This window comes from Psychroserpens luteolus (assembly GCF_021032705.1).
GTDB classification, from domain to species: domain Bacteria; phylum Bacteroidota; class Bacteroidia; order Flavobacteriales; family Flavobacteriaceae; genus Psychroserpens; species Psychroserpens luteolus.
Genome location: NZ_JAHVXI010000001.1, coordinates 1,182,457 through 1,201,811, shown reverse-complemented (window position 1 = coordinate 1,201,811; position 19,355 = coordinate 1,182,457). Strand labels below are relative to the sequence as shown.

Here is a 19,355-nt window from a genome sequence, read left to right as displayed (position 1 = left end):
TAGATAACTAATCAATTAACTTATGACAAATCAAAACAACAAATCTGCTTTAGCCACTTTAGTGACTGTCTTCTTTTTTTGGGGATTTATAGCAGCATCAAATGGCGTATTTATTCCATTTTGTAAAACCTATTTTAATATAGATCAATTTCAATCTCAATTGGTAGATTTTGCATTTTATGGTGCCTATTATATTGGTGCATTATTGCTTTTTATTATGTCTAGTACGATTAAAAAAGATATTCTCAATACCTGGGGCTATAAGGCTGGTATTGTCTATGGCCTGCTATTATCGGCTATAGGAGCATTTGTAATGTATCCGTCAACAGCAGGTGCTGAACAAGGTCAAACTAGTGTTTTCTATTTAGTCCTTATTGCACTTTTTATTGTTGGTTTAGGCTTTTCTTTACAACAAACAGCAGCTAACCCTTTTGCCATAGCTCTTGGAGATCCGAAAACAGGTTCACATCGTCTAAATTTAGCAGGTGGTATTAATTCCTTCGGAACTACTATAGGACCAATTGTTGTAAGCTTAGTCATTTTTGGATCTGCAACTTGGAGTACTGATGAATTGGCTGAGATGATTACTAACAATGAAATTACCTTAGTGACTGTTCAAGCCTTATATCTTGGTGTTGGCGCCTTATTTTTAGTAGCCGCAGCTTTATTTCATTTTTCTAAAAAACTACCATCTTTAAAGTCAGACACCGCTTTTGAGCCTGCCAACAAAGCACGAAACTTACTCGTTATTTTAACACTGGTTATCGTAGGTTGTTTTGGCTATATTTTTAGTACGTATTCTGGTGATACTCCTGTAACTGACGACTTGGAGCAGACACGATTAATGATTCTATTTGTTGCCCTTTTTGCCGTTATAATTGCTGTGTTCATAGCCAACTCTATGGCTTCAAAGCGATCATCGGGTTGGGGCGCCATGAAATACCCTCAATTGGTTTTAGGAATGTTAGCCATATTTACCTATGTAGGTGTAGAAGTAACTATTGGTAGTAATCTCGGAGAACTATTAAAACAAGGTATTGACAGTTCAAATCTCAATGCACTTGGATTACCCGTATTAAATGATTCGGAAATTGGAAAATATATTTCATTGTACTGGGGCGGACTCATGATTGGACGTTGGGTTGGAGCAATCACCGTGTTTAATCCTAGTAAAGGGTTAAAGAAAGTGTTACTTATCATTGTCCCATACATAGCTTTTGGTGTTATTCTTTTAGCAAATTCATTTAAAAGTAGTTTTACCACCAACGAAATTTTATTTTTCGCTATTTGTGTAGCCGTTCAAATAGGAGGCTTTTTCTTGGCTAAGGATAATCCGGTTAAAACGCTAAAAATATTCAGCTTTTTAGGAATTTTAGGCATGCTGATTGGTTTATTTTCTTCTGGTAATGTTGCTTTATTTGCATTTTTATCTGGAGGTTTATTCTGCTCAATTATGTGGCCTTGTATCTTTACATTAAGTATTGCTGGCTTAGGAAAATACACGTCTCAAGGTTCGGCCTTTTTAATCATGATGATTTTAGGTGGTGCTATTATTCCTCCTGTACAAGGGAAACTGGCTGATGTATTTACAATTCAATCGTCTTATTGGATAGCTGTAGCCTGTTTTGCTTACCTATTATTTTATGCATTTAGAACAAAAACTGTACTTGATAAACAAGGTGTAGAATATTAATAAACTAAATTATGAAACGAAGACACTTTATTAAAAATGCCTCATTAACAAGCGTTGGGTTGGCAGTTGGAAGTACACTTGTTGGTTGTGCTGAAAAAACTTCCGAAGAGAAAAAAGCTACTGCTGCGACGTCTTCAACGCATTCTAAAGCAACATTACCATTAGTTATTGCTACATGGCATGTCATTGATGCTACTGCAAAAGCTATGGAAGTATTACAAGCTGGAGGCAATGCTTTAGATGCCGTAGAACAAGGTTGTATGGTTGAAGAAGCAAATGAAAAAGGTCAATCTGTTGGTAAAGGTGGTTTACCTGATCGCGATGGTAATGTCACATTAGATGCTTGTATTATGGACAAACATGGTAATTGTGGTTCGGTGGTATATCTCCAAAACATTACACATGCCGTTTCTGTTGCAAGAAAAGTGATGGAAGACACACCTCATGTCATGCTTGCTGGTGAAGGTGCTAAACAATTTGCAGTATCAAAAGGTTTCGAACCAGAAGATTTACTTACTGAAGCATCTAAAGAAGCTTGGAAAAAATGGAAAGTAGAAGCCAAATACAAACCTATAATTAATATTGAAAATCATGATACCATTGGAATGTTAGCTATAGATAAAAATGGTGATATTTCTGGCGCTTGTACTACGAGTGGTTTAGCTTATAAAATGGGAGGACGTGTTGGTGATTCGCCAATTATTGGTTCGGGTCTATTTGTAGACAATGAAATTGGAGCTTGTGTAGCAACTGGTCTTGGTGAAGAAGTGGTAAAAACTGTCGGTAGTTTTTTGGTCGTAGAATTGATGCGACAAGGGAAATCACCTCAAGAAGCCTGCGAAGAAGCCATTAGTAGAATTGTGAATAAACCCAACAGCAACTATAAAGATTTTCAAGTTGGATATATTGCTGTTAATAAAAAAGGTGAGACTGGAAGTTACTCTATCCACCAGTGGTTTAGTATGACTAAATTTCAAGATGGTGTAAATGAGCAAATACAGTCAGACTATTTTAATAAAGCTTAAAACCATTTAATCGCTGCTTTCGTTATTTTCTCTTTAAACCGATTATAAGGCGGAAATAGTAAATATAAAGGTCCAGGAAAGTGTCTTTTCAAAACAGAGCGTGCATTGGTGAATTCTTGAAAACCAAAAAAACCATGCGCCTTACCTATACCACTATTGTTTGAGCCTCCAAATGGTAAATGATGATTTGAATATTGAAGTGCATTGCTATTAATACAAGTACTACCTGCTCGTGTAGACTTTAATATCCTATTGATAACTCTTTTACGTCTTGCGTAAATATAAAGTGCTAGCGGTTTTTCTTTTGAATTGATATAATCAATAACTTCATCAATTGCTTTATACGTTTTTATGGGTAGTATTGGACCAAAAATTTCTTCGGCTAACAATGTTGCTTCTTCAGGTAAGTTTGATATTAATGTTGGCGCAATGTAATTTGAAGCCTCATCATAATCGCCTCCTAACTCAATCGTAGCTTTTTGTTCTTTGGCATTTTCAATGCTAGCTACAAGTCGGTTAAAATGTTTCTCATTGACAACTCGACTATACGATTCTGAAGTTTTAGGATCTTCAGAGTAATACTCTAGAGCTTTTGCTTTGAATGCTTCAATGAATTCATCTTTAATAGATTCATGCACAAATACATAATCTGGAGCAATACAGGTTTGCCCATTATTTAAATATTTACCCCAAACTATATTCTTCATTGCGGCTTTCAAATCAACCGATTCATGAATAATCGTAGGTGACTTTCCTCCTAATTCTAAAGTTACTGAGGATAAATGCTTTGAAGCTGCAGACATGATAATCTTACCTACAGTAGGAGATCCAGTAAAAAATATATGATTAAAAGGCAATTTCAATAACTCTTGAGATACTTCGACCTCACCTTCAACCAAAGCCACTTCATTTTCACTAAATACATCTTTAACGATTTTAGCCATCACAGCAGATGTATTTGGTGTCATTTCAGACGGTTTTAAAATCACAGTGTTTCCAGCAGCTATTGCAGATACTAAAGGTCCGAATGTAAGATTCACAGGATAATTCCATGGTGAAATAATTAAACACACACCTTTAGGTTCATACCTAATATAAGATGACGTTCCTAATAAGGTCAAAGGTGTACTTACTCTTTGATCACTTAACCAAGATCTTAAATTAGAAATGGCATATTTGATTTCCTTAACAACTAAATAAATTTCTGTAAGTCCTGTTTCTACTTTAGGTTTTTTGAAATCTTGATAAAGTGCTTCTTCAATAGCATTTTTATAGGTGCGTTCAAGTGCAAATTTTAAAGCTTTCAGTTTTTTAATACGAGCTTTATAAGTTGTATTTCCTATATGATATTGATTTGCTTTTTGTGTTTCAAACAGTTCAAAATACTTGTTATCTGAATAATTTGTCATTTAATCCTTAACGTTTTTATTGGGCTGCGAGCCGTTTTTGTGCATTTCATCGATGTTTTTTACGAACAAGTTCATCTCAACTAAAAATCATCCGTTTTATCTAAAATATTCATAATCACTCAAATTGTTGCGTTTCTTTGAACTGAGTTTAAAACAAAAAACCCTCAACGATTATGAAAAAAGTATTAACCATATTAGCCTTTGCAATGTTGCCTCTACTTTCAGTAGGACAGGACACTAATGTAGATATCAAAAATAATGATACTGTAGAAACTGTAGTCGAAAATAAGAGTAAAACTCAAAAAATAAAAAAAGAAACAACATCTTCTTCTGCTGTTAAAGCTCAAGTTTTGAAAATAAACAGAAAGAAGAGTTCAGATATTATTAGTATTAGAGCTTACAGAAAGAGTTTACAGATTAAAGTAAAAACAGTAAAGCTTTGCTAATTAGTTTTAAAAATAGATTCAAAAAATCCGAAACATATGTTTCGGATTTTTTTATACCTCAATTAAAAAGTAAGCTCTAGGCAAAGTTTAATTCTCCTTTAGCCTCTTGTTCTTTAAATTGCTTTACTAATTCTAATGCATCAGGAATAACATCACTACACAATATAATCAACGATCCTTTAACTGCATTTTTTACCGCATGGGTAATCGCTTCTTTTTCTGAAGGAATGATAGTTGTTTTCTTATTTGGATCTTTCATCTTGATACCATCATTAAGCATCTTGATGAGTTCTTCTTCAGTTTTTCCTCTCAAACGTTTATCTTGACGAATAATAATTTCGTCAAACATTTCAGCTGCAATTGCTCCCATTTCATTATTATCCTCAACACGTCTATCTCCAATTCCTGCAATAATTCCAACTTTTATAGTAGCCTCTAATTCATCGGTGAATTTTTGAAGCGCTCTCATACCTGCTGGATTATGCGCATAATCTAAAAGAATTGTAAAATCATTAAATTCAAATAAATTTAAACGCCCTGGTGTTTGCGAAGCCGAAGGAATAAATGTTTCTAGAGCCGCTTTCATGTCCTCAATACTAATCCCTTGAACATGTGCTGCAAGAACGGCTCCAAGTACATTTTGAATCATAAATTTTGCTTTGCCTCCATAGGTTAATGGAATATGCTCTGCTTTCATTAAGCGCATTTTCCATTCACCTCTACATATCGTCACAAAACCATTTTCGTATACTGCTGTAATACCATTAAGACGTTGTAATGCCTTTACTCTAGGATTATTCTCATCCATTGAGAATAGCGCTACATTACAGTCTACATTACGACGCATATCATATACCAAATCATCATCGGCATTTAATATCGCATAACCGTCTGGTAATACTGTTTCTGGAACCACCGCTTTTACTTTAGCTAATTGTTCTATAGTATGAATTCCTTTTAACCCTAAATGATCTGCAGCTACATTAGTTACAACAGCGACATCACATTTTTTAAATCCTAATCCTGCACGTAACAAACCACCTCTGGCACATTCTAAAACAGCAAAGTTGACTGTAGGATCTTTGAGTACAAACTCAGCACTTGCAGGCCCTGTACAATCTCCTGTCATTAATAATCTGTTCTGGATATACACGCCGTCACTAGTTGTATAACCAACTCTATACCCTTTCATTTTTGCAATATGAGCAATGAGTCTTGTAGTGGTCGTTTTCCCATTGGTTCCTGAGGTTGCAATAATAGGAATACGTCCTGTATCTCCTTTTTGAGGAAATAATTTATCAATCACTGGTGCAGCGACATTACGTGGGAGTCCAGTTGTTGGTGCTAAGTGCATTCTAAACCCTGGTCCAGCATTTACTTCGAGAACTGCTCCTCCTGTTTCAGATAATGGTTTAGAAATATCTGTAGTCATAATATCAATTCCACAAATATCCAGATCAATAATTTTGGAAATACGTTCAGCCATAGACACGTTTGCAGGGTGTACAATATCTGTCACGTCCTCTGCTGTTCCTCCAGTACTTAAATTAGCAGTGTCTTTCAAAACAAGTTTTTCACCATCAGCAATTACAGAATCTAAAGTATAACCTGCGTCCTTAATAATCGTTTTAGTCAATTCATTAACCGAAATTTGAGTCAATACCTTTTCATGACCATAACCACGACGCGGATCTTTATTAACCTCATCAATCAATTCTTGAACTGTAGACTTTCCGTCACCTACAACATGAGCTGGAGAACGCAATGCAGCAGCAACCAATTGGTTATTAATAACTAGTAACCTATAATCTTCACCAACAATAAATTTTTCTACAATAATAGCACCACTTCTCGAACTGTCTTTTGCATGTCTAAATGCTACAAGTGCATCATCATAGTTTTGAATATCTACGGTTATTCCTCGTCCGTGATTTCCATCAATTGGTTTAATCACTAAAGGATAACCCACATAACGACAGGCTTCTTCTAAACTTCGTTCGCGACGAATAATATCACCACGAGGCACTTCTACTTCGGCTTGTTCTAATAAGTACTTTGTATCTTCTTTATCACAAGCGAGTTCAACACCTATACTGCTGGTTTCACTAGTTACTGTAGCTTGTATCCGTTTTTGATTAGCACCATATCCTAGTTGACATAGTGAGTATTTATTTAATCTAATCCAAGGAATGCCACGAGCTTCCGCTTCTTCAACTATAGATCCTGTACTTGGTCCTAAACGATCTGCCTCTCGTAATTCTCGCATTTCTTGAATGTCTTCTGATAAGTCATAGGCTTCGCCACTTATCAAAGCTTCGCATATTCTTACTGATGCTTTTGCTGCATATCGACCAACCGATTCTTCCATATAGGCAAATACAACATTGTAAACACCTTCTTCACCATAACCTCTTGTTCTTCCAAAACCAACATCCATTCCAGCAAGTGTTTGTATTTCTAGGGCAATATGTTCTATAATATGTCCCATCCAGGTTCCTTCTTCTACGCGTTGAAAAAAACCTCCAGGCTCACCTACAGAACAACGATGCTCATACATACCAGGAAACATAGCTTTAAGACGATCATAAAATCCATCAACTTTATTAGATGGTAACTCCTCCATTTCTTTAAGGTCTAAAACCATAACAATTAATTTGTGTCGTCTAATAGACCAGTAATTTGGTCCTCGCATTGCATTTATACTACGTATATCCATTTGGTTGATTTTTTAAGTGAAAGATTATAAATATAACATTTTTCAATAAAAAAATTAGCTTATTTTTGCTCAATATTCAATCTACAGGAAGATTTTTATGCAGAAGATAAAAGGAACTCTTATTCCTATTGGAGGAAATGAAGACAAAGGTCTAGAAGACAACGAAATGTACACTCTGGAATTCATAGACGAAGGTATTTTATACCATGTTGTCAAAGAAGCTGGTGGTGTTGATGCGAATATTGTAGTTATTCCTACAGCTTCAAGTATTCCTGAAGAAGTTGGTGACAATTATTTATCGGCATTCAAAACTCTTGGTTGTAAGAATGTTAGTGTTTTGGATATTAGAAGTAAGGAAGATTCTGAAAAACAAGAATCTATAGACCTTATTAAATCTGCTAACTGCATCATGTTCTCTGGTGGGAACCAATCTAAAATTACCGATAAAATTGGAGGTACAACTATTCATAATATTCTTTTAGATCGTTATATCAACGAAACTGGCTTCGTGATAGCAGGAACTAGTGCTGGAGCAATGGTCATGGCTAAAGAAATGATTGCTGGTGGAAGCGCTTCTGAAGCATTTATAAAAGGTGCAGTAAATATGTATAAAGGTCTGAGCTTGATTCCTAGTTTAATTATTGACACCCATTTTATTAAACGCGGACGTTTTGGACGACAAAGTGAAGCTATTGCTAAATTTCCAAGTTTAGTTGGTTTAGGACTTGCCGAAGACACAGGTCTTATTATAAAAAATGGAAACGATTGTACTATTATTGGTTCAGGAATGGTTATCGTTTTTGACGGAAGTCAGCTTACGCACAACAATGAAAAAGTACTACAAGAAGGCACTCCAATGACTATGGCCAATCTCACAGTTCATGTTCTTTCAAATGGTGATCAATATGATATTAAAAACAGAAAGGTAACAGTTCTTCCAATCGAAGCGCCTTTTATCTAATTTTTTAAATAGCTAGTTGAATTTTTATCTCAATAGAATCTCCAATTAAGCCATTCATTGCTCCAAAATCTAAATTAAAGTCTTTTCTGCTAATTCTAGTCGTTATATCTATTTGATTATCCAGAATTTCACAGCTCATTTCAATACTTCTTTTTTCATTTTTAATAGTCAATTCGCCTCTAATCATTTTTGAAGCTTTATCAATAGTACTGGATTGATAATGTATTATTGGATAGGTGTTTTCATCAAGATATGGTTCACTCAACAAAATCTTGTCTCTGGCATCTTCATTAGTATTTATACTCTTAACATATACACGTCCTTTTAACATAGACACCTTTCCTCCTTTAAGAACGACCTCGCCATCAAATTCAGTAAAAACACCATTTACAGTTAAGACGCCAAGATGAGATATTTTAAACTCAACTCTGGCTCTTTTAGGATCAATCTTATAGGTTTTAGTCTGAGCAAAAGATAGTTGTCCAATTAATGAAAATGCAATAATGACTAGGCTTAAGGTTTTCATACTACTCTGCTATAGCCAGAATCATAAGTGTAATCTTGATATCGTTACTCACAAGACTGGTGCCATTAGGTAACTTCCTGTCAAATGTAATTCCATAATCCTGTCTGTTGATAGTTATAGAAGCATTAAACGCTATAGATTGTTTTCGTGTTGGTAGATCAACTAATGGTCCTTTAATTGTAAAAGGCAATTCAATTGAATTAGTCACACCATGAATTGTGAGATCACCAACTAAATAATTACTGTTGTTTTTTGATATCACTTTTGTTCCCTTAAAGGAAATATCTGGGTAGGTTTCGGCATCGAGAAACGCTTTACTTTTTACAGCACTCTCTCCACCAACATTATTAGCATCATAGCTATCTACAGCAATTGTTGCATGAGCAGTTGTTTTAGAACTGTCTTCCTTATCATAGGTAATTGTGCCTTCAACTTTTTTAAATCGACCCGACACATCAACAACCCCAAATCGTTCAACATTAACTTGCACTGTGCTATGACTTGCATCAATACTATAAGTTTGAGCATGTAGTTCAGAAATAAATAAAAGTGAAATTGTAAAAAAAGTAAATACGGTTCTCATGAATTATAGGTTTTAGAATTAAAACCATAATAGTAGTATTATCGACTTATAATCACGACAACTTTTATAAAGATTGCTTCATTTTAAGAAAAAATTAATACCGTAGAGTATCCCTGTATTTTGAAGGTGTCATGCTTTCAAATTTTTTGAAGGCATTTACAAAGGACGTTTTATTGTTGAATCCTGATTCGAATGCAACTTTTAACAAGGTATATTCTGGATGATTTGAAATTAGTGTTTTAGCTTCATTGATACGATACTGATTGATAAAATCAAAAAACGACATGCCATAATGCTGATTGATGACCTGAGATAAATGATGCTTACTAATAGATAACCGTTCTGCCAAGTAGTTTAATCTTAAGGCAGGATTTAAATACACCTTTTCTTCAGTGATTAACTGGTCTAACTTGGCTGTATGTTTTGGAATTTCATCTGCATTTAAGGAACTTCCTGAGTACTTATCATTAGGTTCAACATGCTTCCATTCGGTACGCATAAATTTAAAACTGATGAAATAGAAAAGTACACCAATGGGCAACACATAAATATAATCAAGATGTCTTCTGTATATATCTGTAACCAATAAGATGTACAAGAAAATAGCTGAAAATGTAAGGATGATAAGCAAAACAAGATTGAAATATTTAAGCCATTTTGTTTTAGTATCAATAGTAGAATATTCGGCTTTCAAACCTTTAGAGTATCTACTAACAATGCTCAGATTTCTAATTAAAAAGCTTCCTAAATGAATAAACTGTAGAATAAAAACAAACGAATACATCCATTGAAACGTCGTCAGTACTTTTTTACGATGATCAAATACCGATAACATGCCGTAATTGATTTGTCTGTCATTTAAACCTTTGTAAGCGATATAAGGAATAATAATTACAAAAATTAAAAAAGGTAAAAAGTGAAGCCAATGCCACTTTGAAAATTTCCACTGTGAATCGGTTATGGATTTAAAATAAAAATAAGTTAGTGGCCCAAGTAAAAACCATGATCCGTAACGTGTTCCATAAAATAGATTGAATCCAATATCGATTTTGTTTCTTATTGTAAAAAATTCAACCAAAAACCAAATAAGGACTAAGATGGTTAGTATTAAATAGCCACTTCCTCGCTGTTGTCGCTTATCTTTCGATGTTATTAATATAGAAAATAGAAATAGTCCTTGACATACAATTATAATAATTCCAATAGACCAAATATCAAGTTGCATTAATTCTAATTTAGTTCGCGTTTTATTTGAAACATACGAACTAAAATTAAGCAATTCTGAATGACTATAAGCACCAATTATTTGTAAATGGCAATATGTTCTGTTCCGTCAGAAGTTTTGCTCGCGCGATACATGCCTTCCGTATTAAAAGGCATAGCAATATTACCCTTAGAATCAACAGCAATCAAACCACCATCACCTTTAATATCAAGAACACGTTTGTGTATCACTTCTTCCGAAGCCTCTTGTAAGCTCATGCCTTTATGCTCCATTAAACAAGAGACGTCGTAGGCCACGACACCTCGAATAAAAAACTCACCACTTCCAGTGCAAGACACCGCACATGTTTCATTATTTGCATAATTACCAGCGCCAATCATCGGACTATCGCCAACGCGTCCCCATTTTTTATTGGTCATACCACCTGTAGAAGTCGCAGCAGCAATATTTCCATCTTGATCACAGGCCACAGCACCAACTGTTCCAAATTTCCCATCCTTTTTAACGCTGTGATCTAACTGAAAATCTTCACTATCCTTAATACCTTGCCATTGCTGATAACGTACTTCATCATAAAAATAAGACGGCGTTTCAATCTCATAACCGTTCTGTTTTGCAAATTGCATTGCACCTTCACCTGCCAAAAACACATGATAACTTTTATCCATAACATCTCGTGCTAATGACACCGGATTTTTAATCCCAGTCACTAAAGACACTGCTCCTGCATTTAATGTATTTCCATCCATAATACTCGCATCCATTTCATGCGTTCCTTCGGCAGTAAACACAGACCCTTTTCCTGCATTAAACAATGGTGTATCCTCTAGAGATTTAACAGCAACTTCAACGGCATCAACGGCATTTCCTCCTTCTTTTAAAACATCATAACCTTTATTTAGAGCAATTTGTAAGGCCTTTTTGTATTGTGCTTCCAATTCTTGAGTCATGAGTCCTTTTACCAAAGTTCCAGCGCCTCCATGAATGGCTATTGAGAAATTTTTCATCGTATTATTTTTTACTGCGGAAAATTACAAATTGTAGTTCAATTTGTTCCATATAAACGCATAAGTTTTTGTAGCTTTATAAACTTCAAAATACAAACCAATGTCAGACCAAAAACGACTATTTCTAGTTGATGCTTATGCACTCATTTTCCGTGGGTATTACGCGTTTATAAAAAACCCAAGAATCAATTCAAAAGGTGAAGATACTTCAGCCATCATGGGATTTATGAATTCACTACTTGATGTGATTAAACGTGAGCGACCAGATCATCTAGCCGTTTGTTTTGATAAAGGTGGAAGCGCAGATCGTGTGGAAATGTATGAAGCTTACAAGGCCAATCGTGATGAAACGCCTGAAGGGATTAAAACGGCTGTTCCATATATCTACGAGATTCTTAAAGCCATGCATATTCCAATTATGGTTAAAGAAGGTTATGAAGCCGATGATGTGATTGGAACCTTATCTCGTCAAGCCGAAAAAGAAGGTTATAAAACATATATGGTGACTCCTGATAAAGATTTTGCGCAATTGGTTACCGATAATATTTTTATGTACAGACCTGTTTTTGGAGGTGGTTATGAAACTTGGGGTATTCCAGAAGTTCAGAAAAAATTTGAAGTCGAGAGTCCGATGCAAGTCATCGATTTTCTAGGCATGATGGGTGATGCTTCCGATAATATTCCAGGACTTCCTGGTGTTGGTGAAAAAACGGCTAAGAAATTTATCAATCAGTTTGGAAGTATGGAAGGCTTGCTTGCTAATACCGATCAGCTTAAAGGTAAGATGAAAGAGAAAGTGGAAGCTAATGGCGAACTAGGCTTACTCTCAAAAAAACTCGCTACCATTATGCTTGATGTTCCTGTAGAATTCAACGCTAAGGACTTTGAATTGGATCATCCAGATGTTGAAAAAGTAAAAGAGATATTTCAGAATCTAGAATTTAGAAGATTAACCGATAATTTCCTAAAAACATTTGCTACAGAAGCGACTGCTGCTTCAACTGAAGCTACAGCTCAAAAAGAAGCACCAAAGGCAATTCCTAAAACAAAATCTTCTGCTGGCTCTGGACAATTTTCACTGTTTGGTGGCGACGATGCTGATGCAACCGAAACTGTTTCAGAATACACAAGAAAAACAGCTGAAACGACTTCACATTTTTATCAAAGTATTGCTCCAGGTATGGCCACCAAATTGTTTGTCAAAAATTTATTGAATCAAACATCGGTATGCTTTGATACAGAAACCACTGGGCTTAATCCTTTAACAGCAGAACTCGTTGGCATCGCATTTTCTTGGGAAGCAGGGAAAGGCTTTTATGTTCCATTTCCGGAGGAAAAAGAGCAGGCACAAGAACTCATAGAAGTGTTACGTCCGTTTTTTGAAAATGAACACATTGAAAAAATCGGTCAGAATTTAAAATACGATATTAAAGTCTTGGCCAAATACAATATTGAAGTTAAAGGTAAACTTTTTGACACCATGTTAGCGCATTACCTCATCAATCCCGATATGCGACATAATATGGATGTGCTAGCCGAAACTTATCTTAATTACACACCTATTTCTATTACCGAATTGATTGGTAAAAAAGGGAAGAATCAATTGTCGATGCGAGAGGTGCCATTAGATAAGCAAACTGAATATGCGGTTGAAGATGCAGATATTACACTCCAATTAAAAGAACATTTCGAAAAAGAACTAGGCGAAGCCAACACTCAAAAACTATTTGATGAGATCGAAGTACCCTTACTACGTGTGCTTGCTGCCATGGAATTAGAAGGCATCAATCTGGATAAAGCCTTTCTCAATTCATTATCAGAAGAATTGAATAACGATATTGCGACACTCGAAAAGAAAATATACGATGCTGCTGGCGAAGAGTTCAATATTGCGTCACCAAAGCAATTGGGAGTGATTCTATTTGAAAAAATGAAACTGGTCGATAAGCCTAAAAAGACGAAGACGGGTCAATATTCTACGGCTGAAGATGTCTTGAGTTACCTTGCCAAAGATCACGAGATCATTCAGAATATTTTAGATTTTAGAGGTTTATCAAAACTGAAAAGCACCTATGTTGATGCTTTACCGCTTCAGGTTGATGAAACAACAGGTCATGTACATACCGATTATATGCAAACGGTTGCAGCCACAGGACGTTTGAGTAGTAACAATCCGAATTTACAAAACATCCCTATTCGTACCGAACGTGGTCGTCAAGTGCGAAAAGCTTTTGTACCAAGAGATGAAGATCACACCTTGCTGGCTGCCGATTATTCACAAATAGAACTACGCATTATTGCGGCTTTAAGCCAAGAAGAAACGATGATAGAAGCCTTTAAAAACGGTGAAGATATTCACGCCTCAACGGCTTCCAAGGTATTTAATGTCCCTATTTCGGAAGTGACACGTGAGCAACGTGGTAATGCAAAAACGGTTAACTTCGGAATTATTTATGGTGTGTCTGCCTTTGGATTGAGTAATCAAACCAATCTCTCACGAAGTGAATCTAAAGAGCTTATCGATACCTATTATGCGACCTATCCAAAATTGCGTGCTTATATGAGTGAGCAAGTGGATTTTGCTCGTGATAATGGTTATGTGCAAACCGTTTTAGGACGTCGTCGTTATTTAAAAGACATCAACTCACGTAATGCAGTCGTTCGCGGCGCAGCCGAGCGTAATGCCGTAAACGCTCCAATCCAAGGAAGTGCAGCCGATATCATTAAAATTGCCATGATCAAGATTCATGAGAAGCTACAAGCTAGCGATTATAAATCAAAAATGTTGTTACAAGTGCACGATGAATTGGTATTTGATGTCTATAAACCAGAATTGGAAGCCATGAAATCACTTATCAAAACGGAAATGGAAAATGCCTATAAACTGGAGGTTCCACTCGATGTCGATTTAGATATTGGTGATAATTGGTTGGAGGCGCATTAAATTAGCAATTACCTCCTCTGCTTCTTCTTCCCCTTATACTTCACCTTATTTTTCCGTTGGTTAAAAGGCACGGCATCATTAAAGGTGTTTTTAGCCTCACCTTTGGGTTTATTTTTACGCCATTTCTCGTCCTTTTTTGGCAGTAGCACATCCAATAAATCTTGACGCCCAAGTTTATTTAAGGTCTTTCTAATCCACGCTTTGTTCTCGTCCTTATACCAAAAGAAAAAACGATGCTGTTCATCTTTTTCTTGACGTGTTTTAGGTGTGCTTACCTTTTTTAAAGTATAAGGGTGATAACCACTGTAGTAGATGACAGTAGCAACCGTCATAGGTGTTGGTGTAAACCCTTGAACTTGCTCTAACTGGAAGCCCATATCTTTAGTTTCGGCAGCGAGATTAGCCATATCCTCAGCTTCACATGCTGGATGATTCGAAATAAAATAAGGGATCAACTGCAGTTTTAAACCCTTCTTAATATTGATTTTATCAAAGCGCTCTTTAAACTTATGAAAATACTTAAACGACGGTTTCCGCATTAATTTCAATACAGGATCACTGGTATGCTCTGGTGCAACTTTAAGTCGGCCAGAGACGTGCTTGGTCATCACTTCTTCGGTATAGTCATCGAGCTCTTTCGGATCGGCATTTTTATTAAACTCTGGCACTAGCATATCATGACGAATTCCTGAACCAATAAAAGACTTTTTCACTTTCGGATGACTATCAACTGCTTGATATAAATCGGTTAAGGGTTTGTGTGAGGTATCTAAATTGCTACAAATCACAGGCGAAATACAACTAGGTGCCACACACTTATCGCATATAGACTGCACCTTACCTTTCATTTTATACATGTTAGCACTTGGTCCACCAATATCACTCAAATACCCCTTAAAATCTGGCATATTAGCCACAGTATCGACTTCTCGCAAGACAGATTCCTGACTTCGGGAGGCTATAAATTTTCCTTGATGTGCCGAAATGGTACAAAAGCTGCAACCACCAAAACAACCACGATGGATATTGATGGAAAACTTAATCATTTCATATGCAGGAATTGGTCCGCGCTTATTATATTTTGGATGTGGTAATCGTGTATAAGGTAATTCAAAAGACGCATCAATTTCGTCTTCCGTCATCGTTGGATATGGCGGATTAATCATTAATGTCCTATCACCAACTTTTTGAAAAATACGTCGCGCAGCAAGCTTATTAGATTCTTGCTCTATGATTTTAAAGTTGGACGCATATTGTTTCTTATCGTTTATACACACCTCATGTGATGCGATTTCAACATCTTCCCAATTACTATTCTTCGGGATCTTTGCATCTTTATTTAAAAGTACTGCCGTTTGTTTAACTGTGGTGATACTAGAAAATGGAACACCTTTTTGCATTAAGCGCACCACTTCTCGTAGCGGTTGTTCGCCCATTCCGTACACCAATAAATCGGCCTTAGAACTCTCTAAAATGGTAGGCATTAACTTATCACTCCAATAATCGTAATGCGTCACACGACGCAACGATGCTTCAATACCTCCAATAAGTACAGGCACATCTGGCCATTTCTCTTTCAGAATATTAGAATACACGGTTGTCGCATAATCTGGTCTAAATCCGATATCGCCATTTGGTGTGTAGGCATCTTTGTCACGACGTTTTTTATTTGCATTATAATTGCTAATCATTGGATCCATACAGCCACCTGTAACGCCGAAAAACAATTTTGGCGCACCAAGCTTTGTAAAATCCTGAAGATTATCAGTTACACTAGGTTGTGGCACAATGGCAACACGCAATCCGAAACTTTCAAGTAATCGTCCAATAACAGCAGGACCAAAGGTTGGGTGGTCTACATAGGCATCTCCACTAAACAAAATAACGTCTAGCGCATCCCACCCACGTATCTTAACCTCTTTATTTGTGGTAGGCAACCAACTTGAAAGTCTTAATTCACTCATCCTTTTGCAAAAGTAATTAAAAATTACTGCGCTGATGCTAGAATTATAGATATGAGCATTTAAAATCGTATTCTAAACCATTATAATACAAATCGATATGTCGCCTTAATTAAGAAGGTGTTTTCGGGTTTCTGATTAAAAATTTGGTTGTCAATAATGGCTCCAAAATCATTATTTACATCACCAAGACCTGTAATGCCTTGAGACCATACTAAGAATATTTCTGATCCTGGAATGTATTCCCAACGCACCACAAGGTTTGATCTAAACTGTACGAAAGCAAAATCGGGATTTCCAAAACTATAATCTGATGTTCCGTTTACATCTTCATCTACAACGTACGAGCCATTTTCTTCTGAAATTTGATTAGAATCATACCAAGTGACACGGTCGTTAATGTTTTCGGCAGTAGGATTGTTTACAAAATTAAAGTTAGAATACTTCGCCTTGAATATAAAAGGCTGTCCATAATATTGAATGGTCAAATTAGGATTGATATTATAGTTGACTCTCAAGGTAGCACTCAAACTTTCGTTATCAATTTCACCTAAGATATAACGAGGTGTTCCGTTAAACTCTGATTCGGTGACATATTGAGTTCTATTTGGATTTTCTTCGTACTCAAAATTTAAAGACATGCTCAATGAATTTAAAGGCTGGTATCTAAATCTTAATTCGTAACGGTCCAATGAAAAGTTGTTTTGTTTTGCTCTAGAGTTCACATAACCGATGGTCGTACTTAGTTTTTTACGCTGATCGGTTCCTATAAACATATACCAAAAATTTTCTTCATTCCATCGCCATCTCGGACCTCCTCTCAATACCGTATTACTATATATTCTAGGTTTGTGTGCAGCTCCAAAATCGGCAAACCAGTTATTTATGAAATTGATATTTCCGCTCATTTCATACTGAATCCTATTATAATTACCTTCAAAATCATATTGCGTAAATTGTTCTAAACCAATATTTGCTCTCCTAAACCAACTTGTAGGTTTATTAAATAAGCGCCTCACGTTAGCGTATTGAGAGATAATATCTGCTTGTCTTAAAAACCCAATATCATTAAGTTCTAATTCTGGGGATTTCCAATTTCCGCCGATAGTATAGCGCCATTTATCACTACCACGTTGTCCAAACTCTAGTCGTCCTCCCGAACCAGTTAATGAGGTTTTATTAGGATCGACATCGACATGACTGGCATCAGTTCGTTGAAATAAATGTGTTAATGAGGTTTGGGTGTTGGTAATGGCTTCCTTACTTCCATTAACAGTACTCAATGTGAGATTTCCTTGAATGTAATACCTACGATTTTTCCAGTTATGTCTGAAATCAACACCACCTGTATAAGCGCTCTTTCTTAGAAAATCTAAATTCCCTTCCAATTTTCTATTTGTAGATGTTACAATGGCACCTATGTACGAATTACGATCATTAAAATCTTTCTGCGCTCTTGCTACTAAATAATTCGTAAACGGTTCAACGAGTTCTTCACGTCGTTCGCCAACTTGAGGTAAACTATTAATAACATCTTCACGCTCATCTAACTCAATTTCGGCATATTCTTTAGCTGTAATACTTTCTAAAAGTCCGATAGCCCAGCCATTTTTTGTTTTACCACTAAATTTTGCTGCACCAAGTATTGTTGTAAAATTTGGTATGTCCTCATATTCACCTAAACTTTCTTCGGCTGTTGTAAAGCCTTGCGGTGTTCGACCAATACGTCTTGAGAAGAATACATTATCTCTTCCGCCTCCCACTCTAAAGTCAAAGACATTTTTATTCTCTACAAAAAATGGTCGTCGTTCCTGAAAGAAAATCTCAAATCCATCTAATGCAATTGCTCCTGGATCGGCATCTACTTGTCCGAAATCTGGATTAATAGTCACATCAACAGTGAGGTCGTTTGTAATTCCAATTTTGGCATCCAATCCTCCAGTAAGTTTAGTATCACTTCCATCTCTAAATGGGTTCCCTGCTTCGGCTTGATAGGTATCTAATTGTGCCACAGTATAGGGTTGAATTTCTAATTGCTTTTGAGGTTTTAATCCAACAAGTCCGCGTAGCTCACCAAATTCACTTACCCATCCTGGCGGATTTGCAGGTAAAGGCTGCCATGTAGATCGTTCTTCATTATTAAAATAGCGTCGTGTCGATTGTAAGCCCCAAACCTGATCTTCGAGGTCTCCAAAACGCAACTGACTTAACGGAATTCGCATTTCGGCAGTCCAACCGTCATCATCAATTTTTGTATCAGCATACCAAATTGGATTCCAACTGCCATCAAAATTTCCATTGTCAGATATAAATTCATCGCCTTTTACTCCAGATGCTGAAATGGTAAATGAAAATCCCGTTCGGTCATCATTATAACTTCCAAGATTGATTTCAACCCAATCTCCGGGAAAATCATCACGTCTTCCCATGCGTTTTTCGATAGTTGAAGGATCTGCTTGATAACATTTGAAAGCAACATATAAGTTTTTGTCGTCATAAACTATTTTCATCTTGGTTTGCTCAGAAGGCGGTGTTCCTACATCTGGCTGAAATTCTACGTAATCGGATGTCCACTCTACAATGCCCCAAGCCGCTTCATCGAGAACACCATCAATAGTTGGTGCTTCTAAATCTTTAATAGGCACGGTAGTGTAAACTCTTTTTGGAATAGATGGCTCATTTTGTGCAAAAACAGTAAATGAACTGCATAGGAATACTGCAGTAATTAGTGAATAGATTTTCATTGATTTGATTGATTAGTCTTCGTTGTAAAGACTTCAATTTAAAGTCTTTGTTACATTAAATCATCATGTTTGAGAAAATTTTAACGAATGGCTTCGCTATCAATCTCATACAAAA

The 19,355-nt window shown here is 36.1% G+C and carries 13 protein-coding genes; 5 read left to right on the top strand and 8 right to left on the bottom strand.

The annotated features are described in order from the left end of the window. Positions 1 to 22 precede the first annotated feature (22 nt). Both KWG70_RS05345 and KWG70_RS05340 read left to right on the top strand, forming a co-directional pair. A complete protein-coding gene (locus tag KWG70_RS05345) occupies positions 23 to 1,693 on the top strand; it encodes an MFS transporter (protein WP_230934948.1) in 1,671 nt (556 codons plus the stop codon). Between the two features lie 11 nt (positions 1,694 to 1,704). Further along, positions 1,705 to 2,718, top strand: coding sequence for a N(4)-(beta-N-acetylglucosaminyl)-L-asparaginase (locus KWG70_RS05340; RefSeq protein WP_230934947.1), 1,014 nt, complete (start codon positions 1,705 to 1,707; stop codon positions 2,716 to 2,718). Here KWG70_RS05340 and KWG70_RS05335 read toward each other — a convergent pair. After that, positions 2,715 to 4,127: an aldehyde dehydrogenase family protein gene (locus tag KWG70_RS05335; protein WP_230934946.1), complete on the bottom strand. Its 1,413-nt coding sequence runs from the start codon at positions 4,125 to 4,127 to the stop codon at positions 2,715 to 2,717. The genes KWG70_RS05340 and KWG70_RS05335 overlap by 4 nt on opposite strands. A gap of 173 nt (positions 4,128 to 4,300) precedes the next feature. Here KWG70_RS05335 and KWG70_RS05330 point away from each other — a divergent pair, with 173 nt between their 5' ends. Further along, complete coding sequence (locus KWG70_RS05330) at positions 4,301 to 4,573, top strand: hypothetical protein (RefSeq protein ID WP_230934945.1); 273 nt, start codon at positions 4,301 to 4,303, stop codon at positions 4,571 to 4,573. A gap of 76 nt (positions 4,574 to 4,649) precedes the next feature. Here the strand turns inward: KWG70_RS05330 and cphA are convergent, their stop codons facing one another. Then, a complete protein-coding gene (cphA, locus tag KWG70_RS05325; protein ID WP_230934944.1) occupies positions 4,650 to 7,289 on the bottom strand; it encodes a cyanophycin synthetase in 2,640 nt (879 codons plus the stop codon). A gap of 97 nt (positions 7,290 to 7,386) precedes the next feature. Between cphA and KWG70_RS05320 the strand changes: the two genes are divergently transcribed. Continuing rightward, positions 7,387 to 8,250: a cyanophycinase gene (locus KWG70_RS05320; RefSeq protein ID WP_230934943.1), complete on the top strand. Its 864-nt coding sequence runs from the start codon at positions 7,387 to 7,389 to the stop codon at positions 8,248 to 8,250. Between the two features lie 4 nt (positions 8,251 to 8,254). Here KWG70_RS05320 and KWG70_RS05315 read toward each other — a convergent pair whose 3' ends face one another. The 4 genes from KWG70_RS05315 to KWG70_RS05300 form a co-directional block, all read right to left on the bottom strand. Continuing rightward, positions 8,255 to 8,776, bottom strand: coding sequence for a YceI family protein (locus tag KWG70_RS05315; RefSeq protein ID WP_230934942.1), 522 nt, complete (start codon positions 8,774 to 8,776; stop codon positions 8,255 to 8,257). A gap of 1 nt (position 8,777) precedes the next feature. Continuing rightward, entirely contained in the window at positions 8,778 to 9,359 is a 582-nt protein-coding gene (locus KWG70_RS05310) for a YceI family protein (protein WP_230934941.1), read from the bottom strand. Between the two features lie 94 nt (positions 9,360 to 9,453). Then, positions 9,454 to 10,584 carry an AraC family transcriptional regulator gene (locus tag KWG70_RS05305; RefSeq protein ID WP_230934940.1) on the bottom strand — a complete coding sequence of 377 codons (1,131 nt, stop codon included), beginning with the start codon at positions 10,582 to 10,584 and terminating at the stop codon, positions 9,454 to 9,456. A 77-nt stretch (positions 10,585 to 10,661) separates the two neighbouring features. Continuing rightward, positions 10,662 to 11,591 (bottom strand): isoaspartyl peptidase/L-asparaginase family protein, encoded by a 930-nt coding sequence (locus KWG70_RS05300; protein ID WP_230934939.1) that lies wholly within the window; start codon positions 11,589 to 11,591, stop codon positions 10,662 to 10,664. A 100-nt stretch (positions 11,592 to 11,691) separates the two neighbouring features. Between KWG70_RS05300 and polA the strand changes: the two genes are divergently transcribed. After that, on the top strand, positions 11,692 to 14,535 hold the full coding sequence (polA, locus tag KWG70_RS05295; RefSeq protein WP_230934938.1) for a DNA polymerase I: 2,844 nt from the start codon (positions 11,692 to 11,694) through the stop codon (positions 14,533 to 14,535). Positions 14,536 to 14,543: 8 nt separating this feature from the next. On the opposite strand, the gene KWG70_RS05290 is transcribed toward polA, so the two are convergent. Then, on the bottom strand, positions 14,544 to 16,499 hold the full coding sequence (locus KWG70_RS05290; RefSeq protein WP_230934937.1) for a YgiQ family radical SAM protein: 1,956 nt from the start codon (positions 16,497 to 16,499) through the stop codon (positions 14,544 to 14,546). Positions 16,500 to 16,579: 80 nt separating this feature from the next. Further along, entirely contained in the window at positions 16,580 to 19,240 is a 2,661-nt protein-coding gene (locus tag KWG70_RS05285) for a DUF5916 domain-containing protein (protein WP_230934936.1), read from the bottom strand. Between the last annotated feature and the right edge of the window lie 115 nt (positions 19,241 to 19,355).